Genomic DNA, 24,487 nt, shown 5'->3' with positions numbered 1-24,487 from the left:
CCCCCTCACCCCCCGTTCCACCTGGGCCGAAAGGGTCTCCGGGGACCCGCGCACCCTACGGGGACCGGCCACTGGGACAAGGCGCACTTCCCTGCACGGCTCACGAGTGCAACGCTTCGTGATCGAATGCTTCACGCCAAGTTGCCATGTCGACAATCTGCCGGATGGTGAACTGGTCACGCCGGCACCACACGACACAGTAGATTCGATCATGACTGTCTTACGGCGGGGGACTCGTGCAGGACCGAGGGGAAACGTGCAGGAGCGACACAACCGAGGAGCCGCGACCACCGAGGGGGGCTTAGCAGTATGAGCCACGACTCCACTGCCGCGCCGGATGCCGCGGCCCGGAAACTTTCCGGGCGACGCCGCAAGGAGATCGTCGCGGTGCTGCTGTTCAGCGGCGGCCCCATCTTCGAGAGTTCCATACCGCTTTCGGTGTTCGGGATCGACCGTCAGGACGCCGGCGTGCCGCGTTACCGGCTGCTGGTGGCCGCCGGTGAGGAAGGCCCACTGCGGACCACAGGAGGGCTTGAACTCACCGCACCACATGGCCTGGAGGCGATCTCCCGGGCGGGCACGGTCGTCGTGCCGGCCTGGCGGTCGATCACCTCGCCACCGCCGGAGGAAGCGCTCGACGCACTGCGCCGGGCGCATGAGGAGGGTGCCCGCATAGTCGGGCTGTGCACCGGCGCCTTCGTGCTGGCCGCGGCCGGGCTGCTCGACGGCCGTCCGGCGACGACCCACTGGATGTACGCACCGACGCTGGCCAAGCGCTACCCGTCGGTCCATGTCGACCCACGTGAGCTGTTCGTGGACGACGGAGACGTACTGACATCGGCGGGTACGGCGGCCGGAATCGATCTGTGCCTGCACATCGTGCGGACGGACCACGGAAACGAGGCGGCGGGCGCGCTCGCCCGCAGGCTCGTGGTCCCCCCGCGCCGGAGCGGCGGGCAGGAGCGCTACCTCGATCGGTCTTTACCCGAGGAGATCGGCGCCGACCCGCTCGCCGAGGTCGTCGCCTGGGCCCTGGAGCACCTCCACGAGCAGTTCGACGTGGAGACGCTCGCCGCCCGCGCGTACATGAGCAGGCGTACGTTCGACCGCCGGTTCCGCTCGCTCACCGGGAGCGCTCCCCTGCAGTGGCTGATCACCCAGCGGGTGCTCCAGGCGCAGCGGCTCCTGGAGACGTCGGACTACTCGGTGGACGAGGTCGCGGGCCGCTGCGGCTTCCGCTCGCCGGTGGCGCTGCGCGGGCACTTCCGCCGCCAGCTCGGCTCCTCGCCGGCCGCCTACCGGGCCGCCTACCGGGCCCGCCGTCCGCAGGGTGAACGGCCCGTGGATCCGGACAGCGTCGTGGGACCGCCACCGGCGCTGCCGCAGGAGGCCCCGGTCCCGATGCAGACGCGCCGCACGGCGGCCGCGAGCTCACTGGGTCCGGCCGCGTCCCTGTCCACGGAACCGGGCAAACACGGGTCCCACGGATCTCATGGGTCTCACGGGTCGCATGGATCACATGGGTCACATGGATCCGAGCTGTACGCGGCCGGGCGGCCCAGCCTGCCGGGGCAGCGGAGCGCGCCGTAGGACTGCCGTGACAGCAGGGCGGGCGAGGCATCGTGGGTCGTACCACGGTCCCCCGCCCGCCCTGTTTCCGTGGTGCCGGGCCGGGTGCGGCCGCGCTCACGGAGGTGCACGGGCGGTCCGCGGAGCCGGGGCGGGCCATAAGGTAAGACACATGAACGATCGCATGGTGTGGATCGACTGCGAGATGACCGGTCTCTCGCTGTCCGACGACGCGCTCATCGAGGTGGCCGCACTGGTCACCGACTCCGAGCTGAACGTACTGGGCGAGGGGGTGGACATCGTGATCCGCCCGCCGGACGCCGCGCTGGAGACGATGCCGGAGGTGGTGCGCACCATGCACACCGCCTCGGGCCTGCTCGACGAGCTGGCGGCCGGCACGACGCTGGCGGACGCCGAGGCGCAGGTGCTCGCGTATGTACGGGAGCACGTCAAGGAACCCGGCAAGGCTCCGCTGTGCGGAAACTCGGTCGGCACCGACCGCGGCTTCCTCGCCCGCGACATGTCGGCGCTGGAGACCTACCTCCACTACCGGATCGTGGACGTCAGCTCGGTGAAGGAGCTGGCCCGCCGCTGGTACCCGAGGGCGTACTTCAACAGCCCCGAGAAGAGCGGCAACCACCGCGCGCTGGCGGACATCCGCGAGTCGATCGCGGAGCTGCGCTACTACCGCGAGGCCATCTTCGTACCGCAGCCGGGCCCCGACTCGGAGACGGCCCGCACGATCGCCGCGAAGCACGTGCTGCCCGCGCAGTAGCCGCCCCGACGGGGCCCTTCGAGGGCCCCGAAGAAAGGCGGGCGCGAGCACCCCCTCGGACCCTGTACACTTTTTCTCGGCCGGTCGGAGAGACCAAACGGAGAACCACCGGTCATGGTGGGTGTAGCTCAGCTGGTAGAGCACCTGGTTGTGGTCCAGGATGCCGCGGGTTCAAGTCCCGTCACTCACCCTGCAAGAGGCCCCGGTCCGCGAAAGCGGACCGGGGCCTCAGTCGTGTGACCTGCAACCAGTCGTGTGACCTGCAAGCAGTCGTGTGACCTGTAACACGGGACAGTGGGCGGACGATCAAGGGGCATGGATTCGTTCCACCCAGCGCCATCACCACTCTCACCGTGCTCACCCGCACCAGGGGGACTCTCCGTGCTCCGCTCCGCCAGAGGCCGTGTCGTCACCACCGTCCTCGCCGCCACCGCCCTTCTCCTCGGCGCGCAGGGCACGGCCACCGCCGCCGCGCAGCGGGCCAACACCGAGGGCGGGTACGCCCTGTGGAACGCCGACCCGGACGGCGCCACCCCGGGCGACTCCGTCCGGGCCTGCGACACGACGACCGACGGGTGGGGCATCGAGGCCCGGCTCGACATCAACCGCGACGGCACCATCGACCGCACCGCCTCCACCCGCGGGCGGACCGCGCCGTACTGCACCGCGTGGAAGAGCGGCGACATCCCCGAGGGCGCGCCGGTCGCCGTCTACGCGGTCACCGTCAGAGGCGACGACACCAAGGACAAGGGCGGCCTGATCTGGAGCCACGCGTAGGGTCCGGGACCCGTTGCGACGCATCCAGGTGTCCCGGCATCCCGCCGACGGGTGGCGGACGTTGCCCGGCGTGCCGGGACAAGGCCCCTACCGTGGCGGGCACTTCGGAGCGGGACGCGCCGCCCCGTAGGCTTCGCCCGATGCCCGCGCACCCCGAACCCGCCGAACCCCCCGAGCCCCCCGGCCCCGCCGCGTCCGTCGGGACCACCGGGACCACCGGGACCACCGGGACCACCGGGACCACCGGGACCGCCAGGATCATCCGCACCGCCCGCCTCGATCTCCTCCCCCTGCGCGTCGAGCACGCCGAGGAGATGGCCCAGGTCCTCGGCGACCCGGCGCTGCATGCCTTCATCGGCGGTGTGCCCGACACCCCGGCCGCCCTGCGCGCACGCTACGCACGCCTGGCCGCCGGCTCGCCCCACCCCGGCGTCCGCTGGGTCAACTGGGTGCTGCGGCGGCGTGCGGACGCGTGTCTGGTGGGGACCGTGCAGGCGACCGTCACGGGCGAGGTCGCGGAGATCGCCTGGGTGGTGGGCACCCCGTGGCAGGGGCGGGGCTTCGCCTCGGAGGCGGCCCAGGGCCTGGTCGACCGGCTCACCCGGCAGTCCGGGTCCGTACGCATCGTCGTCGCCCATGTCCACCCGGACCATCACGCCTCCGCGTCCGTCGCCGCCGCGGCCGGGCTGTCACCGACCGACCGGGAGCAGGACGGCGAGATTCGGTGGGAGCTCACCGTACGGGCCTGACCAGGGGTGCCGACCAGGGCCTGACCGTACGGGCCTGACCAGCGGCTGTCCGGGCAGGGGCACCAGCCACCGCGGGGCCGGGTCTACGAAGACGCCCGCCGCACCAGCTCCGACGGGAGCACCAGCTGACGTCGCTCCAGGCCCCGGGACACCGCCGGGCGCCGGTCCGCGATCTCGTCGAGGAGCAGGTCGATCATCGCGCGGCCCATCTCCTCGATCGGCTGGCGGACGCTGGTGAGCGGGGGGTCCATGTGGCGGGCGATGGCCGAGTCGTCGTACCCGACCAGTGCCACGTCGTCCGGGATACGACGGCCGGCCTCCCGCAGGACCTGGCGCGCGCCGGCCGCCATCACGTCGGAGCCCGCGAAGACCGCGTCCAGCGCCGGGCAGCGGGCCAGCAGTTCGGTCATCGCGCGCCGGCCGCCCTCCTCCGTGAAGTCACCGGCGACGATCAGGCTCTCGTCGACCGGGCGTCCCGCGTCCCGCAGCGCCTCGCGGTAGCCGTCGACGCGGCGCTGGGCGCCGTAGACGTCGAGGCGGCCGGCGAGATGGACGACGTTGCGGCGGCCCTGGTCGATCAGGTGTTCCACGGCGACCCGGCCGCCGCCGAAGTTGTCGGAGTCGACCGAGGGCAGCGTCTCCTCCGCGGATCTGCGGCCGCTGATCACCGCCGGGATCTCCAGCTGGGCAAGGAGGTCGGGCAGCGGGTCGTCCGCGTGCACCGAGACCAGCAGGACACCGTCCACCCGGTGCGCCGCCAGGTACTGGGCCAGCCGCTGCCGCTCCCGGTCGCTGCCCGCGAAGATCAGCAGCAGCTGCATCTCGGTCTCCGACAGCGCGGAGCCCACGCCCTTGAGCATGTCGGAGAAGTACGGCTCCGCGAAGAAGCGGGTCTCCGGTTCGGGGACGACCAGGGCGATCGCGTCCGTGCGGTTGGCGGCGAGGGCACGGGCCGCCGTGTTCGGGACATAGCCGAGCTCCGCGACGGCCGCCTCGACGGCCGCGCGGGTGGCGTCGCTGACCCGGGGGGACCCGTTGATCACCCGGGAGACCGTGCCGCGGCCCACCCCGGCGCGCGCGGCGACCTCCTCAAGGGTCGGCCGCCCGCCGCTCCGGCCCCGCGCTCCGTGGCCTGCCATTGGCTCCGCCTCCCGTCGACCCACACTGGCCTGGAATCTAACAGTCCCATCCGGGCCGGCGACCGGCCCCGGTGCGGCCCTCCCCGAGCCCCGCACCGGCCGAAAAGGCCTCATCGGCACCCGCCGACGGGCCTGAATACCGCCCGCCCGGAGCGAGTTGGCGCCACCTCGCGGAGTTAGTTAACAGGCCGATAACTGAACGCATCTCGCCATGTCCGCTCCCTTGACACCCCCGCCCGGACCGACGACTCTTCAACACATCACTTGTGGGAGCGCTCCCACGGTACCTGACACATACACATCCCGCACGTTCCCCGCCCGAGCCGCAGCGAACAACTAACGGGCCCAACCATGCAGTTGGCCGGGGGGTCGGCACGTCAGGGCAACAGGAGGACGCCATGCGAGCATTCACCCTCCCCCCCTCTCGGCTTCGCTCGAGCGGGGGGACCCCCATCGTCCGCCGGGCGGTGGTCCTGGCGGCGGTCGCGTCGCTGGGCGCCGGGTTGCTGGCCGGCTGCGCCGACGACAGCGGCGACGGCGCTTCCGACGGCTCGTCGTCGGACGGCAAGGGGAAAACCACCCTCACGCTGGGCCTGTTCGGCACCCAGGGCTTCAAGGAGGCCGGGCTCTACACCGAGTACGAGAAGCTCCACCCCGACATCAAGATCACTGACAACGTCGTGGAGCGGAACGAGAACTACTACCCGGCGCTCCTGAACCACCTCACCACCAACAGCGGCCTGATGGACGTGCAGGCCGTCGAGGTCGGCAACATCGCCGAGATCGTCGCCACCCAGGCGGACAAGCTCGTGGACATGTCCAAGGTCTCGGGTGTGGACAAGAGCAAGTGGCTGGACTGGAAGTGGGCGCAGGCCACGACCAAGGACGGCAGGACGGTCGGCCTCGGCACCGACGTCGGCCCGATGGCGATCTGCTACCGCAAGGACCTCTTCGAGAAGGCCGGTCTGCCCACCGACCGGGAAGAGGTCGGCAAGCTGTGGGCGGGCGACTGGAGCAAGCTGGTCGACGCGGGCGAGAAGTACAAGGCGAAGGCGCCCAAGGGCACCACGTTCATGGACTCCCCCGGCGGTCTGATCAACGCGATCCTCAGCAGTGAGAAGGAGAAGTTCTACGACTCCTCCGGCAAGGTCACCTACAAGACGAACCCGGCCGTCAAGAGCGCCTTCGACCTGACCGCGAAGGCCGCCGAGGAGGGGCTGGTCGGCGCGCAGACGCAGTTCCAGCCGGCCTGGGACACCACGATCGCCCACAGCAAGTTCGCCACGGTGGCCTGCCCGCCGTGGATGCTCGGCTACATCAAGGGCAAGTCGAAGCCCGAGTCCGCCGGCAAGTGGGACGTGGCCGCCGCGCCCAAGTCCGGCAACTGGGGCGGCACTTTCCTCGCCGTGCCGAAGAGCGGCAAGCACGTGAAGGAGGCGGAGGCGTTCATCACCTGGCTGACCGCGCCGGAGCAGCAGGCGAAGCTCTTCAAGGTGCAGGGCAGCTTCCCGAGCGCGCCGAGCGCGTACAGCTCGTCCGCGGTCACCGGCGCCAAGAACGAGATGACCGGTGACTCGCCGATCGGCACGATCTTCGCCAAGGCCGCCCAGTCCAGCCCGGTGCAGACGATCGGCCCGAAGGACCAGATCATCCAGCAGGGCCTGACCGACAACGGCGTCATCCTCGTGACGAAGGGCAAGTCGCCCGAGGAGGCGTGGAACACGGCCACGAAGACCATCGACAACAACCTGGACAAGTGACCGCCATGGCCACCCGGCACGACACCGCCGCGCCCCCCGTGAAGGAGGGGGGCGCGGCCCCGGCCCGCGCGTCGGCCGACGCCGCGCCCACCGAGGCTGAGCAGCGGCACCGGGCCCGGCTGTCCCGCCGCTGGCAGCGGGACATCCGGTGGAGCCCGTACGCCTTCGTCTCGCCGTTCTTCCTGCTGTTCCTCGCGTTCGGCCTGTTTCCGCTGATCTACACCGGCTGGGCCTCGCTGCACCAGGTGGAGCTGACCGCGCCCACCGACATGGAGTGGGTGGGTCTGCGCAACTACACGCGGATCTTCGACGACGACTTCTTCTGGAACGCGGCGAAGAACACCCTGACCATCGGCATCATCGCCACGGTGCCGCAGTTGCTGATGGCGATGGGTCTGGCCCACATCCTCAACTACAAGCTGCGCGCCTCGACCTTCTACCGGGTCGCGATGCTCGCGCCGTACGCGACGTCCATCGCCGCGGCCTCGCTGGTGTTCGTGCTGCTCTTCGGGCGCGACTACGGCATGATCAACTGGGCGCTGCACCAGGTCGGGATCGGCGCGGTCGACTGGCAGAACGACAAGTGGCCGTCCCAGTTCGCCGTCTCCTCGATCATCATCTGGCGCTGGACCGGTTACAACGCGCTCATCTACCTGGCGGCCATGCAGGCCATCCCGCAGGACCTGTACGAGTCGGCGGCGCTGGACGGAGCCAGCCGCTGGCGGCAGTTCCTGCACGTCACGCTGCCGGCGCTGCGGCCGACCATCCTGTTCACCGTCGTGGTGTCGACCATCGGCGCCAGCCAGGTCTTCGGCGAGCCGCTGCTGTTCGACGCGAACAAGGGCGCGTCCGGCGGCGCGGAACACCAGTTCCAGACGCTGGGCCTGTACCTGTACGAGCAGGGCTGGGTGAACCAGCACCTGGGCCGGGCCTCGGCCATCGCCTGGACGATGTTCCTGATCCTCATCCTGGTCGGGATCGTCAACTACGTCATCTCGCGCCGGCTGCGCGCCAGTAGTTAAGGAGTACCGGCCGTGACGACGACCCTGACGCCCCCCGCCGACAGCGCGGACAACGCCGCCGACGCCGCCAAGGCACCCCGGCGCTCGCGCCGCCCGCGCTCCGCTCGGGCCGGCGGAACGCTGCACGGCGGCCCGATCGCGTACGCGATCCTGATCCTGTTCACCCTCGGCTCGCTGTTCCCCCTGGTGTGGACGGCGATCGCCGCCTCCCGCGACAACAACCGGCTGGCGCAGACCCCGCCGCCGTTCTGGTTCGGCTCCAACCTCTTCCGCAACCTCGACGTGGCCTGGACGGACGCGAACCTGGGCGAGGCGTTCTTCAACACCACGTTCGTGGCGGGGGTCTCGGCCGCGGCCGTCGTCATCATGTCGACGATCGCCGGGTTCGCCTTCGCCAAACTGCGTTTCCGGGGCCGCGGCGCCCTGATGCTGATCGTCATCGGCACGATGATGGTGCCGCCGCAGCTGAGCGTGATCCCGCTGTACATGATGGTCGCCAAGCTCGACTGGACCGACCAGCTCCAGGCGGTGATCCTGCCCTCCCTGGTGAGCGCGTTCGGCGTGTTCTTCATGCGCCAGTACCTGATCCAGGCCCTGCCGGACGAGCTGATCGAGGCCGCCCGGGTGGACGGCGCGAGCAGCTGGCGCGTGGTGTGGCACATCGTGTTCCCGGCGGCGCGTCCCGCGATGGCGGTCCTCGGCATGCTGACGTTCGTGCAGACGTGGAACGACTTCCTGTGGCCGTTCCTGGTCCTGACACAGACCGGCAACCCGACCGTGCAGGTCGCGGTGGCGGGCCTCGGCCGCGGATACACGCCCGACCAGTCCCTGATCATGGCGGGCGCGCTGTTGGGCACGCTGCCGCTGCTCCTGGTCTTCGCGATCTTCGGCAAGCAGATCGTCGGCGGCATCATGCAGGGCGCCGTCAAGGGCTGACGCCCCGCTCCGGAGGGGCCGGGTCACCGCCGCCCCGGCCCCTCCTTCACTTCCCCTACTTTCGTCGGTCTCCCCGACCTCCGATGGGAGCGCTTCCATGCCTGAGTCCGTGACGCCCGCCTCGACTTCCGCGGCACCTGTGTCGCCCGCCGAGACCTCCGCGGCGCCTGTGGCATCCGCCGAGACCTCCGCGGCACCTGTGTCGCCCGTGACGTTTCCTCCCGCCTTCCTCTGGGGCGCGGCGACCTCCGCGTACCAGATCGAGGGGGCGGTGCGGGAGGACGGCCGCACGCCCTCGATCTGGGACACCTTCAGCCATACGCCGGGAAAGACGGCCGGTGGCGAGACCGGTGACATCGCTGTCGACCACTACCACCGCTATCGCGACGACGTGGCGCTGATGGCGGAGCTCGGCCTTGGCGCGTACCGCTTCTCGGTCTCGTGGTCGCGGGTGCAGCCGATGGGCCGGGGCCCCGCGGTCCAGCGCGGCCTGGACTTCTACCGCCGGCTGGTGGACGAACTCCTCGCCCACGGCGTCAAACCGGCGCTCACCCTCTACCACTGGGACCTGCCGCAGGAGCTGGAGGACGCGGGCGGCTGGCCCGAGCGCGACACCGCGTACCGGTTCGCGGAGTACGCGCAGATCGTGGGTGACGCGCTGGGCGACCGCGTCGAGCAGTGGATCACGCTGAACGAGCCGTGGTGCAGCGCCTTCCTGGGCTACGGCTCCGGGGTGCACGCGCCGGGCCGCACGGACGCGGCGGCTTCGTTGCGCGCGGCGCACCATCTGAACCTGGCGCACGGCCTGGGCACCTCCGCGCTGAGGGCCGCGATGCCGGCCCGCAACACGGTCGCGGTGAGCCTCAACTCATCGGTGGTCAGGACCGTTTCGGACAGTCCCGCGGATGTGGCCGCGGGCCGGCGGATCGACGACCTGGCCAACGGGGTCTTCCACGGCCCGATGCTGCACGGCGCGTATCCGGCGGGGCTGTTCGCGGCGACGGCCTCGGTGACGGACTGGTCGTTCGTCCAGGACGGCGACCTGGAGGCGGTCAACCAGCCGCTGGACGCGCTGGGGTTGAACTACTACACGCCGACGCTGGTCTCGGCGACGGAGTCGGCCCCGGCGGGCCCCCGCGCGGACGGCCACGGAGCGAGCTCCTTCTCCCCCTGGCCGGGCGCGGACGACGTCGTGTTCCACCTGACCCCCGGCGAGCGCACGGAGATGGGCTGGTCGATCGACCCGACCGGCCTGCACGAACTGATCATGCGTTACACGCGGGAGGCGCCCGGGCTGCCCCTGTACATCACCGAGAACGGCGCGGCGTACGACGACAAGCCGGACCCGGAGGGCCGGGTGCACGACCCCGAGCGGATCGCGTATCTGCACGGCCATCTGACGGCGGTCCGGCGGGCGATCACCGACGGCGCGGACGTCCGCGGCTATTACCTCTGGTCCCTGATGGACAACTTCGAGTGGGCGTACGGCTACGGCAAGCGTTTCGGCGCGGTGTACGTGGACTACGCGACGCTGGCCCGTACGCCGAAGTCGAGCGCGCGGTGGTACGCGCAGGCGGCCCGGACGGGGACGCTGCCGGGGGCGACAGCCGCCGAGTAGGCCATTGCCCGGGGGATACGGGGGGGGAAGCGGGGGACGGGGCGCGGCACCTGAGGGGGGTGCCGCGCCCCGGCCGGGTGGGGGGAGGTCCGGCCGGGGCGCGCGTTCCCCCGTGGAGGAAGGTCCGCGCGGTGCGGGGCCTACTTGTACGCGCCGAGCGCCTTCGAGAAGGCGTTCGCGTCCTGGACGATCGAGCTGCACGTCGCGTCGGCCGACGGCTTCGCGCCGCCCGCGCACTGCTTGTCGCGCGTCGCCGACCACATCGACAGCCAGCCGAGGCCCTTGGACTTGGCGAAGTTCACCAGCTGGGTCGCGTCGTCGACCTTGAAGATCTCGGACGCCACGTCGTTGACGCCGAGCATCGGGGTGACCGCGACGGCCTTCCACGCCGCGCTGTCCGACAGGCCGAGGACGCTCTTCACCTGCGCCTGCGTGGCCGTGGCCGCCTGCTCGGCGTAGGTGCCCATGTCACCGCTGTACGCGGGCCCGTAGTCCATCGCCATGATGTTGACCGTGTTGATGGACACGCCGTTCGACTTGGCGTCGGCCAGCAGGTTCACGCCGTCCTGGGTCAGGCCCTCCGGCATCACCGGCAGCGTGTACGAGACGTCGAGGCCGGGGTGGGCCTTCTCCAGCTTCGCGATGGCCTGCGCCCGGCGCGTGTTGGCGGCCGTGTTCGGCAGCGCGCCGCCCTCCACGTCGAAGTCGACCTTCGTCAGCTTGAAGGCGTTCACGACCTTCTCGTACGCCGTCGCCAGCGCGTCGGCCGATGAGCACGTCGTGGCCAGCTCGGAGCCGGAGGCGCCGCCGAAGGAGACGCGGACGTCACCGCCCTTCGCGCGCAGGTCGCCGATCTGGGCCGCCACTCCGTCACTGCCCAGGTCCGTCACACCGCCCCACTTGGGCGTGCAGCCGCCGCCGTCCGTGATGAACGCGAGGTTGTAGTCCTTCACGCCGGTGGCGCCGGCGGCGGCCAGCAGGTCGAAGGCGGGGTAGAGGGAGGTGTCGACGTAGGGGGCGAAGCCGGCGCTGGTGGTGGTGCCGCTGCCGGGGGTCTCGGAGGCCGACGGGGTGGGAGTCGGCTTCGTGCTCTGCGAGGCGGTCGCAGTGGGCGTCGGTGTCGGCGTCGGCGTCGGTGTCGCGGACTGGGTCGGGCGGCCGCTCGGCTCGGGCGTGGCGCCGTCGTCGGCGGAACACTTGACGCCGTCGATGAGGCAACCCGTCGGGTTCGCGCTGCCGTTGACGACGAAGCCGACGGTCACCGACTTGCCCGCCGCCAGCCCGTTCTTGTCCCAGGTCGGCGGCTTCACGGTGACGTGCTGCCCGCTCACGCTCGACTCGCCGTTCCACAGCGAGCTGAGCTTGGTACCGGAGGGCAGGTCGAACTGGAGCGTCCAGTCGGCCTTCGTCTGCGCGGTGTCGTTCGTGATGACGTACTGCGCGGTGTACCCCGTCGACCAGTCGCTGGTCTTGGTGTACGCGGCGCCGACACTCGCCGCCTGGGCGGTGCCGGTGAACAGGAGGGCGCCGCCGCCGACCACGGCCGCGGCGACGATGCCGCCTATCGCCTTGTTCCGACCGCTGACCTTGCGCCGGTGCGTACTGCTCATCGCGTGCCTGCCTTCGCTGCTCACGGGGTGCCCCGGGGGTCCACACGGGATTTCCAGGGGTGGGTGCGGCAGCACGCTAGCGATCCGGAATCGGGCAAACCGCTTGATCCGGGCGGGGGTTGCGGATCTTAGGGTGCGCTTAAGGAAGGCATCGGGGGCGGTTAAAGGTAGAGACCAATTGGGTGCCGCTCACGCGGAAGCATCACCTCGCCGCTGCCGCTCACGCGGAAGCGTCACCTCGCCGCCATGCGCCACCGACGCCGTACGGACCCCCGGTGTCCGCGTCGCACCGGCGCCCGGCCGTCCAGCTGGATCCAGATCCGGACCTCCGTCCCGCCGAGCACCGACGAGCCGATGCGCACATCGCCGCCCGTCGACTCCGCGAGGCGGCGCACGATGTCCAGCCCGAGCCCCGTCGAGCCGTCGCTCCCCGAGCCGCGGCCCCGAGCCATCGCCGCCTCGGGGTCGGGGATTCCCGGCCCCGCGTCCGACACCAGCACGATCACCGCGTCCTCGCCGTTGTGCACGTCGACCGCGAACGCCGTGCCCTCCGGGGTGTGCCGGAACACGTTCCCGAGCAGCGCGTCGAGGGCGGCGGCGAGGTCGGCGCGGGCGACGGGTATGCGGACCGGCCGGTCCGCGCCCGCGACCCGGACCTTGCGGCCCTCGTCCTCCGCGAGCGCCGACCAGAAGTCCATCCGCTCGCGCACCACTTCGGCCGCGTCGCACCCGGCGCCGAAGCCCGGCGCGGCGGTCTGCGGCTTGGCCTCCCGGGCCGTACGGATGATGGTGTCGACCTCGCGCTCCAGTTGTGCGACGGCCGCCCGGGTCTGCTCGGCGGCCGGCCCGTCGCCGAGCGAGGCCGTGTTCAGCCGCAGCACGGTCAGCGGCGTACGCAGCCGGTGGGACAGATCGGCCGCCAACTCCCGCTCATTGGCCATCAGTTGAACGACCTGATCGGCCATCGAGTTGAACGCGACCGCCGCCAGCCGCAGTTCGGTCGGCCCTTCCTCGGGCACCCGTGCGCCCAGCTTTCCCTCCCCCAGTTCGTGTGCGCCCTCGACCAGGCGCTGAGCCGGCTGCACCATCCGCACGCCGAGCCGGTCGGCGACCGCGACCGAGCCGATGATCAGTGCGACCCCGACGGCGGCGAGCACCGCCCAGGCCGTGCCGACGCCGTTGCTGACCTCGGACTCGGGGACGTAGACCTCGACGACGGCTATCTCGCCGGAGCTGAGCGCGGTGGGCTGGAGCAGCGTGGAGCCGCCCGCGACCTCCGCGGTGGAGGCGCGGCCCAGCTTCCGGGTGGTGGTGATGTCCTTGTCGGCGGCGCGCTGCCGCCCGATGTCGGACGCCGCCTTGCCGTCGCTCGCCGGCAGGTGCACGGCCATCCCCTCGTCCGAGGCCGCGGAGGCGACGACGCGCTCCAACTGGTCCCGGTCGGTGGTGATGGAGAGCGCGGGCGCGACGGCGGCGGCCTCCCGCTCGGCGTTCGAGAAGGCCCGGTCGCGCGCCATCTCCTTGATCACCAGGCCCAGCGGGACCGCGAAGGCGACCACGACCATCGTGGTGACCGCCACGCACACCTTGACCAGTGCCCATCTCATGGCAGCGGCTCCCCCTGTGATCGCGCACCCCACGACGGCTCGCCCCGCGGCGGTTCCAGCTTCACTCCGACGCCCCGCAGGGTGTGCAGATAGCGAGGCTTCGCCGCCGTCTCGCCCAACTTGCGCCGCAGCCACGACAGATGGACGTCTATGGTCTGGTCGTCCCCGTACGACTGCTGCCAGACCTCGGCGAGCAGCTCGCGCCGCGCCACGACCACACCGGGCCGTCCGGCCAGGAAGGCGAGCAGGTCGAACTCGCGCCGGGTGAGATCGAGTCGTACGCCGTCCAGCTCGGCCTGGCGGCGCAGCGGGTCGATGGCGAGCCCGCCGACCCGGATCACGGTCGACGGCGGCGCCTCCCCGGCGGCCGAGCGTGCCCGCCGCAGGACCGCCGCCATGCGCGCGGCCAGGTGTTCGACCGAGAACGGCTTGGTCAGATAGTCGTCCGCGCCCGCGTTGAGCAGCCGGACGACCTCCGTCTCGTCGTCCCGCGCGGTGGCGATGATCACCGGTACGTCGGTGATTCCGCGCAGCATCTTCAGCGCCTCGGACCCGTCCAGATCGGGCAGTCCGAGGTCGAGGATCACGACGTCGAAGGAGAAGTGGGCGACCTCGCGCAGCGCCTCGAGGGCGGTGCCGACGCTGCGCACGGTGTGCGCGGCCTCGGTCAGATGCCGGATGAGGGCCGAGCGTACGAACTGGTCGTCCTCGACCACGAGCACACTTGCCATGGGCGGCACCGTACGCCATACGGGTCAGGGGCATCCGGAGCCTGTGGACAACTCCACAGGGCACGCGCCGGACAACTCCGGCTGTGCGTGATCCATCAGACATCCGTGCGATGCCCGGAGACACCCGTGGGGCGGGTGAGGCAGTATGACCCGCGATATGACCGGGATGCGCAGAGGACTTGTACACGTTCTGGCCTGGTCGCTCGCCACGGGCGCGGCGGTCACGCTGTCGTGGTGGGGTGTCCACACGGTGATGGCGGGGACCGCGTACGACCCGCCGCGCGCCCTGCCCATCACCGCGGGTGACGCGGCGACACGGAAGCCGGAACCGCTGGCCTCCTCGACGGAGCGGGCGCAGCCGTCGAAGAGCCCGTCGAAGGGCCCCTCGCACCGCCGGGCGCCGAGCGGGAAGCCGGCCCCGACGCCGTCCCGGACGGCGTCCTCCTCCCCCTCACCCACCACCTCCGGCCAGGTCAAGAGCTACGACACCGACGGCGGGCGGGTGGTCTTCGACCTCGGCAGGACGTCCGCGACCCTCGTCTCGGCGACGCCCGGATCCGGCTGGTCGATGCAGGTGTGGAAGACGGAGACGTGGATCCGCGTGGAGTTCAGCTCGGGCGCGGACCGGGTGACGGTGTTCTGCACGTGGCACGACAGCGCGCCGCGGGTGGACGTCCAGAACTACTAGGCCCGGTACGGCGGATCATGCCGGACCTGCTCTGTGCGCTCACCGGAACACCGAGGGCGGTGGCGGCGGTGACGCCACCGCCACCGCGTCCAGGACCGGTACGGCTCCGCCGGTGAAGTCGGTCAGTTCCTTGCCGTGCTCCACGCGCGCGGGGTGCGGGTCCGAGGCCGCGCGGCGGGTGAGTTCGGCGATCGGCAGCGGGTGGCCGGAGCCGACGAGGACCGCGTTGCCGAAGCGTTTGCCGCGCAGCACGGTCGGATCGGCGACCAGCGCCAGCTCGGGGAAGACGACCGCGGCGGTGGCGATCTGGCCGCGGAGGTGGGCGAGCGGGGGGCCGTCGGCGAGGTTGGCGGCGTAGACGCCGTCCGGCTTCACCACCCTCCGCACCTCGGTGAGGAACTCCGTCGACGTCAGGTGCGCCGGTGTGCGGGCGCCGCTGAAGACGTCCGCGATCACCAGGTCCGCCCAGTCGTCGGCCACCTTGGCGAGCCCTTCGCGGGCGTCCAGGGAGCGCACCCGGATGCGGGCGTTCGGGTCCAACGGCAGCTCACGGCGGACCAGTTGGACGAGGGCCGCGTCGCGTTCCACGATCTGCTGGGTGGAGCGGGGGCGGGTGGCGGCGGCATAGCGGGCGAGGGTGAACGCGCCGCCGCCGAGGTGCACGACGTGCACGGGCCTGCCGGGCGGGGCGACCAGGTCGATGACATGGCCGAGGCGCCGCTGGTACTCGAAGCTCAGAAAGGCCGGGTCGTCGAGATCGACGTGCGACTGCGGGGCGCCGTCGATGAAGAGAGTCCAGGCGCGCGCCCGGTCCCGGTCGGGTATCAGCTCGGCGAGCCCGCCGTCGACGGGCTCGACGACGGCCTCGGCCGCGGTCTGCCCGCGCCGCCCGCCACGCCCGTCGTCGGACCTCTTTTTCTTCGCCCTCGCCATCCCGCCATTATCGGCGTGCGGGAGCGGGTCGGCTCAGCGAGGGGGGTCGTACGCCGCTGGCCGATGAAGGGCTGCGCGGCCCTGCTTGCACGGCTGCGCGGCCCTGCTTGCACGGTTGGTGTCCGGCTCAGCGACAGTTGTCCGCGGCCTCGATCAGCCGCGCCGCTTCCCCCAGCGCCGCCCGCAGCACCGCCGGATCCGTCGCCAGCTCCGCGTCCCCGGGCGGCAGCAGCCAGTCCGAGCCCTCGACCGGGGGCTCGGGCACAAGGCTCTGCCCCCGTCCGCCGGTCTGGGTGCACGTACTGCCGGGCACGTCCCAGGCGTCCGCGGTGCCGGGCGGCACCAGGAAGCCGAGGGTGTCGCAGTCGTTGTCGTGGAGCACGGGGCCGACGGAGTCGCCGGCGCCGCGGCGGAGAATGTCGACCGCCTCCAGACCCTGTCGTGCCGGAACGGTCACGAGGTCACAGGCGGACTCCGGCCGCGGTGGCGCGCTGCTCTCCGGGGTCGGCCGGTGCTGCGCCGTCGACGACGTACGGAACTCGGTGCTCTGCCTGGTCTGCATCCCGGCCTCCAACACGGCAGCCCCTCCTCGACGAGTGAGCGGGTCGGGAGTTCGGGCGGCTCCCGGTCCGTCGGGTTCAACGCGCCAGAACGTCAACGGCTACGGCATAACACCGCCGCAAAGGATGGCAGTTCATGGCAGATCCTGTATGAGATATCCGGTTTGTAGCCAAACATCGCATGGCGGCACCGGTGGGCCGGGTACGTTCTTGCACCGCCGGACACAGGGAACAACCGGGCACCACCCGTACAACTGATCCCGAATCCGGCATGGTTCGACGGTTCGCAGAGAGGGCCCCGCCATGGCGTCGTCAACGGTGACCTCGTCCCAGCCCCCCACGCCACCGCGGCCGAACCTCGCCTTCCGGCAGTTGCGCGGACAGCGCTCACCGGGCGAGTTCGCCTCGGCGGTGCGGCGGGCCGCGCGCGAGATCGGCGAGCGGGTCAGCTGTGACGCGCGCTACATCGGGCGGGTGGAGGCGGGCGAGATCCGCTGCCCCAACTACGCCTACGAACGCGTGTTCCTGCACATGTTCCCCGGCCGCACCCTCACCGACCTGGGTTTCGCACCCCGCTCCGCGGTACGGGGCAGGGGGGCGGCGCGCACCACCGACGATGCGCCTCCCCCACGCACCGAGAGCCCTTTGCGCGCCTCGCATGAGATGGAAGGGGCGTGCGAGACGTATGACATGCCAGATCCGTCGCACGAAACGCAGGCTCCGCAGGACCCGTACGACCCGTACGACCCGCTCAACCCGCAGCACGCGCCAGACCCGTTCAACCCACAGCCCACGCCAGACCCGTACGACACACACCACACGTCAGACCTGTACGACACGCACGAGTACCACGATCAGAACCACGAGGAGAGCGACGTGCAGCGTCGCGCATTCATGACGGGCGGCACCGCCACGGTGGCAGCCGCCTCGCTGGGCCCCTTCGGGCTCACCTTCGGCAGCCCGGCGGCGGCCGCCGGACGTCCCGGCCACCGGGCGGGTTCGTCCGAGGCGGGCGCCCTCGAAGAGGCCGTGCGCAGAATCCGGCTGCTGGACGACCGGCACGGCGCGGACGGCCTCTACCGGCGCGCGTCGGCCCCGCTGCGGACCGCGTACGCGCTGCTCGACGCGGGGACGACCCGGCAGTCGACCGCGGACCGGCTCTACATGGGCGCGGGGGAACTGGCCATCTCGGTGGGCTGGCTGGCCCACGACTCGGGCCGCTTCGACGACGCCCGCTCGCACTACGCGGAGGCGCTCGCGACCGCCCGCATGGCCGGGGACCCGGGGCTTGAGGCGCACGCGTTCTGCAACACGGCGTTCCTCGCGCGCGACGCGGGCCGGCCGCGCGAGGCGGTGCGGGCGGCGCAGGCGGCCCAGCGCGCGGCCCGCCCGCTGGGCTCGCCCCGCCTCATGTCGCTGCTCGCGCTGCGCGAGGCGGGCGGCTGGGCGGGGCTCGCGGACCGGGCGGGCTGCGAGCAGGCGCTGGCCCGGGCCCAGGCCCTCTTCGAACGGGGCCCTTCGGAGACGGACCCCGAGTGGATGACCTTCTACGGAGAGGCCGAACTGGAGGGCCTGGAGGCGCAGTGCTGGTCGACGCTCGGCGACTGGCCCCGTGCGGCCCGCCACGCCCGCCGGGCCGCGCACCTCCAGGACCCGCACTTCACCCGCAACATCGCCCTCTACACGGCGGAGCTCGCCGACGACCTCGCGCGCGGGGGCCGTCCCGACGAGGCCGCGATGGCGGGCCTGCGGGTTCTGGAGCTCCTCGGCCAGGTCCAGTCCTCCCGCGTCCAGACGATGCTGGCGGGCACCGCCCGGGTCCTGCTGCCGCACCGGAGGGCGTCGGAGGTGTCGGCGTTCCTGGAGCGGCACGCGAGCCTGCCGCGCATGGCGTGAGACTCCGCGCCGGCCCGGGACGGCCATCCCCTTTCAGGCGATCCCGTACGCGGTCAGGCGATCCGCTGCTCGCCCTGGTGCACCAGATGCCCCAGATCGTTCCAGCTCTCGATCGCGGGCTCCCCGTAGGCCCATCCCAGCACCGAGAGGGACGTCGGACTGAGCCTGATACGCGCGGCGAAATCGATCGGCAGGCCGAGCCACCGCGCGCCGATCGAGCGCAGGATGTGCCCGTGGGCGAACACCAGGACGTCGCGGTCCTCGGCACGCGCCCAGGCGACGACCTCGTCCGCGCGCGCGGAGACCTGCGCGAGGGTCTCGCCCTCGGGGACGCCGTCGCGCCAGATGAACCAGCCCGGCCGCACCTTCTGGATCTCGGCCGGCGTCATGCCCTCGTACGCCCCGTAGTCCCACTCCATGAGCGGGTCCCAGGAGGTGGCGCGGTCACCGAAACCGGCCAGTTCGCATGTCTCACGCGCGCGTGCCAGCGGACTCGTACGGATCTCGGCGTCGAAGAGCCCGTCGAAGGGCGCCCGGTGCAGCCGTTCGCCCAGCAGCTTGGCGCCGCGCCGGCCCTCTTCGAGGAGCGGAATGTCCGTCCTGCCGGTGTGCTTCCCGAGCAGGGACCATTCCGTCTGTCCATGCCGGGCCAGCAGGATGCGCGGTGCCATGAGCGGCCTTTCCGGGAGAAATGAGAGGTGGGTTCCTTCCATCATCGCGCACGCTGAAGCGGGGCAACCCGGCGGGCGATCTCGGCGTCTTTGAGAGCCGGGGGCGCCCCGCAGGGGGCGCGCACATACGCCGTAAAGTGATGCGACCGTGCCGCCGGGCACCGCAGCTGATGTGAAGGGGGAGGGCGATCGGATGCCGCAGACCGTGACACCAGGCATCGAGAGGGCGGTGCCGAAGACCCGGCTGCGCTGGTGGACCGAACTGCCGCTGATCGTCCTCGTGTACGCCTCGTACTCGGCGGGCCGGCTCCTCGCCCGGGGCGATGTCTCCACCGCCGTCGACCACGGTCTGGCGATCCTGCGCATCGAGAAGGCCCTGCATCTCAACGCCGAGCATCCGCTGAACCGTCTCTTCACGCGCGAGGCATGGCTCGGTGTGCCGGCCGACTTCTGGTACGCCTCGCTGCACTACCTGGTCACGCCCGCGCTCCTGATCTGGCTCTTCCGCTCCCGCGCGGTGCGCTACAGAGCCGCCCGGACCTGGCTGTTGACGTCCACGTTCATCGGCCTGATCGGCTTCACCCTGCTGCCGACCTGCCCGCCCCGGCTGCTGTCTCAGGGCCACGGCTTCGTCGACACGATGGCCCAGTACAGCTCGTACGGCTGGTGGGGCGGCGAGGCCAGCGCGCCGCGCGGCCTGGGCGGCATGACGAACCAGTACGCGGCGATGCCGAGCCTGCACGTGGGCTGGGCGCTGTGGTGCGGGGTGATGCTGTGGCGGTACGGCCGCACCCCCGCCGCCAAGGTCGCGGGCATCGCGTATCCGCTGCTCACCACGATCGTCGTGATGGGCACCGCGAACCACTACTTCCTGGACGCCGCGGCGGGCGCCGCCGTGATGGGAGCCGGCCTGCTGCTGACCCCGGCGATGATGCGGCTCGCGGACCTGGCCAAGGAGCGCCTGAGCGCCCGCTCCGCACCCGTCGCGGCCGCCTCGCAGGGCGCAGGTTCCTCAATTGTCAGTGGGGAGTGCCAGACTTCCCCGGGTGAGCGAATTCCCCGACAGCGCGTATCCCGCCACGGTCCGGGAGCCGAGCCCGGTGCCACTCCCGCGGACGCGGGGGACGGCGCTCCGGCAGCGGCTCGCTGAGCTGCGCGGACCCTCCGTACCGCCCAAGGCGCTGGACGCGCGCGCTCTCGCCGCGCTCGCCGCGAATCCCGGGTGCAGCAGACGTGCGCTCCTGGACGGCGCGGGCGTGAACAAGGCGGTGCTGGCGGACGCGCTCGGTTCGCCGTCCGCGTTCGGCCAGTCGCAGTTCGCCTTCATGCGGGGCAACGCGTTCGAGGCCCGGGTCAAGGCGGACGGCGGCGCGGAGCTGCTGCGGCTCGTGCACGAGAAGCTGGACCCCGGTGCCGAGCCGCCCACCGACTCGCTCGTGCCCGATCTCACGGCCGGCGGCCCCGAGGGCCGCGCGGCCCGTACGGCGCTCGCCCTGCGCGAGGCGACCGGGGCCGGCGCCTGGACGCTCCTCGACCACCCCATGCTGGCCCTCGATGTCGCGGGCTCGCCCGCCTTCCTGGAGCCGGACGCGGTGGTCGTGCACCCGGACGGCAGCTGGACGGTCGTGGAGATCAAGTCGTTCCCCGTGCTGGACGGTTCGGCGGACCCCGCGAAGGTGGGGGCGGCCGCCCGGCAGTCCGCGGTGTACGTGCTGGCGCTGGAGGACGTCGCCGCGCGCCTCGATCCCGCGCCCCCGGTCCGCCACCGCGTCCTGCTGGTCTGCCCGAAGGACTTCTCCAACCTGCCGACCGCCTCCGCCGTCGACATCCGCAAGCAGCGCTCGGTCACCCGCCGCCAGCTGACCCGGCTCACGCGCGTCGAGGAGATCGCCGACGCCCTCCCCGAGGGCACGTGCTTCGCGCCCGACCTGCCGCGCGGAGAGCTGACGGCCGCCGTGGAGTCGGTCCCGGCGGCATACGCGCCCGAGTGCCTCGCCGCCTGCGAGCTGGCCTTCCACTGCCGCGACCACGCGCGCGCCGAGGGCGCGGTGACCTCCCTGGGGCGGTCGCTGCGGGCCGAGCTGGGCGGCCTGGCGACGGTCGACGACGTACTGGCCGCGGCCCACGGCACGGCCGGGGACCCGGACGACCCGGCGGTGGCGGCCCTGCGCAGGGCCGCTCGGCTGCGGGCCGAGGCACTGGACGCCGCAGGGCCGACAGCGACCGGGCCCGGTACCGGGTACGCGGGAGCCGAGGGCCTCGGCGCCGAGCGGCCGGAGGGCGCCCCGTGTCGCTGATCTCCGCCCTCGCCCGGCTGGAGGCCGCGCAGACCGGCCGCGCCCAGCCCGCTGCCACGGTCCGGCACCGGCACCTGTCCGAACACCCCCTGGTGTTCGTGCCACTGACCACCGCCGGTGAGGCCGGGGCCCCGCTCGGGGCGCTCGTCGGCACCGACCGGCACGCGCCGCGGCTGCTCGTCGTACCGCAGCCGCGCGACCGTGACCTGCGGTTCGCGTTCCTCGCCGAGCTGGCGGACATCGTCCTGCCGTACCTCGACGGGTACGCCGACGTCGTCGAGGCCGCCGAGCGCAGCGAGACCGACCCGGAGACCGGCAAGCGAGTCAAGGTCGAGGTCGAACTGTGCGCGGACGCACCGCAGTTGATCGTGCCGAGCCGCGCGGGCGTCGAGTTCGTACGACTCCTGGGCCGCTCCATGCGCTTCCGCCGCACCGCCGAGCAGGAGCCGGAGGCCCCGCACCCCGCGCCGCCACGCGTACCGCTGCTGGGCCGCTGGCTCACGCACTTCGGGGAGCGGGCCCGGGTGCCCGGCTCCTCCCTGCTCCTCGCCCTCACCGAGGTGCTGGGACGGCACTGGGCGACCGGGCAGAGCAGCCTGGAGGACCAGCATCTGGGCGCGCTGCTGGCCTGGATCGAGCCGCCCGCCGGGGAGTCGGGCGCGACGGCCGCGCTGCGGGCCGAACTCCAGCGGGACTCCGGCGGCCAGCTCCTGTGCCCGCCCGCCGGACCCGCCACCGACCCCGCGTTCGACAACAAGCTGCTCGCCCCGGCCATCGAGCGCTACGACCGTGCGCGGACGCGGCTGGCCGCCGCCGAGGACGGCCTGGAGGCCGACGACCGGCTCGGTGAACTCACCTCCGCCGAGCGGGAGATCCGCGCCCTCGTCGCCGGCCTCACCCGGCCCACCTGGGACGCGGTGTGGCGCGGCCTCGACCTGCTGCGGGCGCTGCCCGAGGGCGCGCACGTCGACGACCGGTGGACCCGCGACCGCTGGTCGTTCACCGGACACCGGGACCGGGTGACCGCCGGGGAGCCGCCGCAGCCGCGCCGCGACGACGCGGTCACCGCGGCGAACAAACTGGCCACGCGCGAGCGCGAACAGGCCCGGCTGGACGCCCAGGAAGCCCTCGACGACCCGCTGGTCATGGCCGGCCGGCGGCTGGCGGGCGAGGCCTTCGCGGGGGAGGTCACGGATGTCGTCATGGCGTACAGCGAGGGCAAGCGCCCGAGCCCGCGCCCGTTGGTCACCGTGCGCACGGAGGACCGGCCGCACCTCGGGGAGCGTACGAAGGTCTTCCGCCCGCTCGGCGGGAAGCCGCAGGCCGCCGAGTTCGTCGGATACGAGGACGACGGCACCCTCGTCGTGCTGCGGATCGTCGACAAGATGGGGCGCGGCAAGGAGCCGGAGGCCGGGTCCGTCCCCGAGAAGGGCGACCGCCTCTGCTTCACGCTCTTCGAGCACGAGCAGCGGGGTGGCGCGAAGCTGCCCGATCCGGAGGCGACACCGTGGACGCACGGCGGACCGCCGGGTGACCCCGAGGCCGTACCGCTGCCGGACCCGGTGACCGAGGAGGACGTTCTGTGACCACCGCGTTCGATTCGGGGGCCGCGCGGGAGCCGGGCGGCGGCTTCGATCCGGGAGCCGCGGCCACCCGTGCCACCGACGCGATTCTGCGCGACACGCTGCACGGCACGCACCGCGGTGTCGTCGTGGACTCCCCGCCGGGGGCCGGCAAGTCGACGCTCGTCGTGCGGGCCGCGCTCGAACTGGCGTCCGCGGGGCGCCCGCTGATGGTCATCGCGCAGACCAACGCCCAGGTCGACGACCTGGTGCTGCGGCTCGCCGAGAAGGACTCCGAGCTGCCGGTCGGACGGCTGCACAGCAGCGACCCGGACCCGTACGACAAGGCGCTGGACGACCTTGCGAACGTGCGCAAGTCGACCAAGGCGGGCGATCTCGCGGGGCTGGACGTCGTCGTCTCGACGGCCGCGAAGTGGGCGCACGTCAAGGACGTCGAGCCGTGGCGGCACGCGATCGTCGACGAGGCGTACCAGATGCGCTCGGACGCGCTGCTGGCCGTGGCGGGCCTGTTCGAGCGGGCGCTGTTCGTGGGCGACCCGGGGCAGCTCGACCCGTTCGCGATCGTCGGCTCGGAGCAGTGGGCGGGCCTGTCGTACGACCCGTCCGCCTCCGCCGTGACGACGCTGCTCGCCCACAACCCGGAGCTGCCGCAGCACCGGCTGCCGGTTTCCTGGCGGCTGCCGGCGTCCGCCGCGCCGTTGGTCTCGGCGGCGTTCTACCCGTACACACCGTTCCGCAGCGGCACGGACCACGGCGACCGGCGGCTGGCCTTCGGCGTGGCATCGGACGGCTCGGGTCCCGACCGGGTGATCGACGAGGCGGCGGAGTCGGGCTGGGGGCTCCTCGAGCTGCCGGCCCGGCACACGCCGCGTACGGACCCCGAGGCGGTACGGGCGGTCGCCCAGGTCGTACGACGGCTGCTGGACCGGGGCGGGGCGGCGGTGTCGGAGCGGTCGGCGCGTCCGGTGCCGCTGACCCCCGACCGGATCGCCGTCGGCACGGCCCACCGGGACCAGGCGGCGGCCGTCCGCACGGCGCTGGCCGACCTCGGCGTCGCGGACGTCACCGTGGACACGGCGAACCGGCTCCAGGGGAGGGAGTTCGACGTGACGGTGATCCTGCACCCGCTGTCGGGCCGCCCGGACGCGACGGCGTTCCACCTGGAGACGGGCCGACTGTGCGTCCTGGCCTCCCGGCACCGGCACGCGTGCATCGTGGTCTGCCGGGCGGGCCTGCCGGAACTCCTGGACGACCACCCCTCGACGGAGCCGGTACAGCTGGGAGTGACGGTGAAGTTCCTGATGGCTGGGAGGCGATGATGTCCACCTGGGACCACCTCTCCGAACACCGGGTGACCTGGCGGCCCTGACGAAGCGCGCCCGCGCCGGACCGGCAAGCGCCAGGCGCCACACCGCCCAACCGCCGGACGGAGTCCGGCACGCCGCCGGAGGCGGCCGATGAATACAGCCCCGGATGGATGGGAGGCCATGATGTCCACCTGGGACCACCTCTCCGAACACCGGGTGACCTGGCGGCCCTGACCGGTGCCCCGCCGGGGGCTGGGGC

General features: G+C 72.3%; 20 protein-coding genes, 1 tRNA gene and 1 pseudogene. 15 read left to right on the top strand and 7 right to left on the bottom strand.

The annotated features are described in order from the left end of the window. The first annotated feature begins 309 nt into the window (after positions 1–309). The 5 genes from GTY58_RS27505 (at position 310) to GTY58_RS27485 (ending at position 3,870) form a co-directional block, all read left to right on the top strand. Complete coding sequence (locus GTY58_RS27505; RefSeq protein ID WP_010986665.1) at positions 310–1,590, top strand: helix-turn-helix domain-containing protein; 1,281 nt, start codon at positions 310–312, stop codon at positions 1,588–1,590. A gap of 151 nt (positions 1,591–1,741) precedes the next feature. Then, a complete protein-coding gene (gene orn, locus GTY58_RS27500) occupies positions 1,742–2,344 on the top strand; it encodes an oligoribonuclease (RefSeq protein ID WP_010986664.1) in 603 nt (200 codons plus the stop codon). Between the two features lie 117 nt (positions 2,345–2,461). Beyond that, positions 2,462–2,534: transfer RNA gene (locus GTY58_RS27495), tRNA-His, on the top strand. Positions 2,535–2,725: 191 nt separating this feature from the next. After that, a complete protein-coding gene (locus tag GTY58_RS27490; RefSeq protein ID WP_037649853.1) occupies positions 2,726–3,121 on the top strand; it encodes a hypothetical protein in 396 nt (131 codons plus the stop codon). A 140-nt stretch (positions 3,122–3,261) separates the two neighbouring features. Next, entirely contained in the window at positions 3,262–3,870 is a 609-nt protein-coding gene (locus GTY58_RS27485) for a GNAT family N-acetyltransferase (protein WP_010986662.1), read from the top strand. A gap of 83 nt (positions 3,871–3,953) precedes the next feature. Here GTY58_RS27485 and GTY58_RS27480 read toward each other — a convergent pair whose 3' ends face one another. Then, positions 3,954–5,009 carry a LacI family DNA-binding transcriptional regulator gene (locus GTY58_RS27480; RefSeq protein WP_010986661.1) on the bottom strand — a complete coding sequence of 352 codons (1,056 nt, stop codon included), beginning with the start codon at positions 5,007–5,009 and terminating at the stop codon, positions 3,954–3,956. A gap of 398 nt (positions 5,010–5,407) precedes the next feature. Between GTY58_RS27480 and GTY58_RS27475 the strand changes: the two genes are divergently transcribed. From GTY58_RS27475 to GTY58_RS27460, 4 genes are all read left to right on the top strand, one after another. Beyond that, positions 5,408–6,769, top strand: coding sequence for an extracellular solute-binding protein (locus GTY58_RS27475; RefSeq protein WP_010986660.1), 1,362 nt, complete (start codon positions 5,408–5,410; stop codon positions 6,767–6,769). Positions 6,770–6,774: 5 nt separating this feature from the next. After that, positions 6,775–7,791: a sugar ABC transporter permease gene (locus tag GTY58_RS27470; protein ID WP_010986659.1), complete on the top strand. Its 1,017-nt coding sequence runs from the start codon at positions 6,775–6,777 to the stop codon at positions 7,789–7,791. 12 nt (positions 7,792–7,803) lie between these two features. After that, a complete protein-coding gene (locus tag GTY58_RS27465) occupies positions 7,804–8,727 on the top strand; it encodes a carbohydrate ABC transporter permease (RefSeq protein ID WP_010986658.1) in 924 nt (307 codons plus the stop codon). A gap of 199 nt (positions 8,728–8,926) precedes the next feature. Then, positions 8,927–10,345: a GH1 family beta-glucosidase gene (locus GTY58_RS27460; protein WP_242432155.1), complete on the top strand. Its 1,419-nt coding sequence runs from the start codon at positions 8,927–8,929 to the stop codon at positions 10,343–10,345. A 140-nt stretch (positions 10,346–10,485) separates the two neighbouring features. Here the strand turns inward: GTY58_RS27460 and GTY58_RS27455 are convergent, their stop codons facing one another. The 3 genes from GTY58_RS27455 to GTY58_RS27445 form a co-directional block, all read right to left on the bottom strand. Further along, positions 10,486–11,955 carry a cellulose binding domain-containing protein gene (locus tag GTY58_RS27455; RefSeq protein WP_010986656.1) on the bottom strand — a complete coding sequence of 490 codons (1,470 nt, stop codon included), beginning with the start codon at positions 11,953–11,955 and terminating at the stop codon, positions 10,486–10,488. Between the two features lie 233 nt (positions 11,956–12,188). Continuing rightward, positions 12,189–13,562, bottom strand: a complete 1,374-nt coding sequence (locus GTY58_RS27450; RefSeq protein ID WP_010986655.1) for a HAMP domain-containing sensor histidine kinase — start codon at positions 13,560–13,562, stop codon at positions 12,189–12,191. Next, positions 13,559–14,293 (bottom strand): response regulator transcription factor, encoded by a 735-nt coding sequence (locus GTY58_RS27445; RefSeq protein WP_037649855.1) that lies wholly within the window; start codon positions 14,291–14,293, stop codon positions 13,559–13,561. The genes GTY58_RS27450 and GTY58_RS27445 overlap by 4 nt, the downstream gene beginning before the upstream one ends. Before the next feature lie 166 nt (positions 14,294–14,459). On the opposite strand from GTY58_RS27445, the gene GTY58_RS27440 reads away from it, so the two are divergent. Further along, on the top strand, positions 14,460–14,981 hold the full coding sequence (locus tag GTY58_RS27440) for a hypothetical protein (protein ID WP_037649936.1): 522 nt from the start codon (positions 14,460–14,462) through the stop codon (positions 14,979–14,981). A 39-nt stretch (positions 14,982–15,020) separates the two neighbouring features. Here GTY58_RS27440 and GTY58_RS27435 read toward each other — a convergent pair whose 3' ends face one another. Next, complete coding sequence (locus tag GTY58_RS27435) at positions 15,021–15,914, bottom strand: fused MFS/spermidine synthase (RefSeq protein WP_010986652.1); 894 nt, start codon at positions 15,912–15,914, stop codon at positions 15,021–15,023. A gap of 127 nt (positions 15,915–16,041) precedes the next feature. Next, positions 16,042–16,476, bottom strand: coding sequence for a hypothetical protein (locus tag GTY58_RS27430; protein ID WP_010986651.1), 435 nt, complete (start codon positions 16,474–16,476; stop codon positions 16,042–16,044). 301 nt (positions 16,477–16,777) lie between these two features. Between GTY58_RS27430 and GTY58_RS27425 the strand changes: the two genes are divergently transcribed. Then, positions 16,778–18,370 carry a hypothetical protein gene (locus GTY58_RS27425; RefSeq protein WP_010986650.1) on the top strand — a complete coding sequence of 531 codons (1,593 nt, stop codon included), beginning with the start codon at positions 16,778–16,780 and terminating at the stop codon, positions 18,368–18,370. 53 nt (positions 18,371–18,423) lie between these two features. Here the strand turns inward: GTY58_RS27425 and GTY58_RS27420 are convergent, their stop codons facing one another. Then, positions 18,424–19,041 carry a histidine phosphatase family protein gene (locus GTY58_RS27420; RefSeq protein ID WP_010986649.1) on the bottom strand — a complete coding sequence of 206 codons (618 nt, stop codon included), beginning with the start codon at positions 19,039–19,041 and terminating at the stop codon, positions 18,424–18,426. A 193-nt stretch (positions 19,042–19,234) separates the two neighbouring features. Here GTY58_RS27420 and GTY58_RS27415 point away from each other — a divergent pair, with 193 nt between their 5' ends. The 4 genes and pseudogenes from GTY58_RS27415 to GTY58_RS27400 all read left to right on the top strand — a co-directional run bounded on the left by GTY58_RS27415 (position 19,235) and on the right by GTY58_RS27400 (position 24,290). Then, positions 19,235–20,191, top strand: coding sequence for a phosphatase PAP2 family protein (locus tag GTY58_RS27415; RefSeq protein ID WP_010986648.1), 957 nt, complete (start codon positions 19,235–19,237; stop codon positions 20,189–20,191). Further along, positions 20,142–21,338 (top strand): hypothetical protein, encoded by a 1,197-nt coding sequence (locus GTY58_RS27410; protein WP_242432156.1) that lies wholly within the window; start codon positions 20,142–20,144, stop codon positions 21,336–21,338. The genes GTY58_RS27415 and GTY58_RS27410 overlap by 50 nt, the downstream gene beginning before the upstream one ends. Then, positions 21,329–22,924 (top strand): hypothetical protein, encoded by a 1,596-nt coding sequence (locus tag GTY58_RS27405; protein WP_010986646.1) that lies wholly within the window; start codon positions 21,329–21,331, stop codon positions 22,922–22,924. The genes GTY58_RS27410 and GTY58_RS27405 overlap by 10 nt, the downstream gene beginning before the upstream one ends. Further along, positions 22,921–24,290, top strand: a pseudogene (locus GTY58_RS27400) (AAA domain-containing protein). Before GTY58_RS27405 ends, GTY58_RS27400 begins: the two are co-directional and overlap by 4 nt. Positions 24,291–24,487: the final 197 nt, after the last annotated feature.

Origin of the sequence: Streptomyces sp. SID5469, assembly GCF_009862865.1 — a bacterium.
In the GTDB taxonomy this organism is placed as follows: domain Bacteria; phylum Actinomycetota; class Actinomycetes; order Streptomycetales; family Streptomycetaceae; genus Streptomyces; species Streptomyces avermitilis.
Note: the sequence above shows the minus strand (reverse complement) of the source record. Positions and strands in the feature narration are given on the sequence as shown.

Coding starts and splice junctions, on each gene's coding strand:
- GTY58_RS27430 (WP_010986651.1), bottom strand. CDS start 16,476: ATGCAGACCAGGCAGAGCACCGAGTTCCGTACGTCGTCGACGGCGCAG.
- GTY58_RS27475 (WP_010986660.1), top strand. CDS start 5,408: ATGCGAGCATTCACCCTCCCCCCCTCTCGGCTTCGCTCGAGCGGGGGG.
- GTY58_RS27485 (WP_010986662.1), top strand. CDS start 3,262: ATGCCCGCGCACCCCGAACCCGCCGAACCCCCCGAGCCCCCCGGCCCC.
- GTY58_RS27455 (WP_010986656.1), bottom strand. CDS start 11,955: ATGAGCAGTACGCACCGGCGCAAGGTCAGCGGTCGGAACAAGGCGATA.
- GTY58_RS27470 (WP_010986659.1), top strand. CDS start 6,775: ATGGCCACCCGGCACGACACCGCCGCGCCCCCCGTGAAGGAGGGGGGC.
- GTY58_RS27415 (WP_010986648.1), top strand. CDS start 19,235: ATGCCGCAGACCGTGACACCAGGCATCGAGAGGGCGGTGCCGAAGACC.
- GTY58_RS27505 (WP_010986665.1), top strand. CDS start 310: ATGAGCCACGACTCCACTGCCGCGCCGGATGCCGCGGCCCGGAAACTT.
- GTY58_RS27445 (WP_037649855.1), bottom strand. CDS start 14,293: ATGGCAAGTGTGCTCGTGGTCGAGGACGACCAGTTCGTACGCTCGGCC.
- GTY58_RS27450 (WP_010986655.1), bottom strand. CDS start 13,562: ATGAGATGGGCACTGGTCAAGGTGTGCGTGGCGGTCACCACGATGGTC.
- GTY58_RS27435 (WP_010986652.1), bottom strand. CDS start 15,914: ATGGCGAGGGCGAAGAAAAAGAGGTCCGACGACGGGCGTGGCGGGCGG.
- GTY58_RS27420 (WP_010986649.1), bottom strand. CDS start 19,041: ATGGCACCGCGCATCCTGCTGGCCCGGCATGGACAGACGGAATGGTCC.
- orn (WP_010986664.1), top strand. CDS start 1,742: ATGAACGATCGCATGGTGTGGATCGACTGCGAGATGACCGGTCTCTCG.
- GTY58_RS27480 (WP_010986661.1), bottom strand. CDS start 5,009: ATGGCAGGCCACGGAGCGCGGGGCCGGAGCGGCGGGCGGCCGACCCTT.
- GTY58_RS27440 (WP_037649936.1), top strand. CDS start 14,460: ATGCGCAGAGGACTTGTACACGTTCTGGCCTGGTCGCTCGCCACGGGC.
- GTY58_RS27425 (WP_010986650.1), top strand. CDS start 16,778: ATGGCGTCGTCAACGGTGACCTCGTCCCAGCCCCCCACGCCACCGCGG.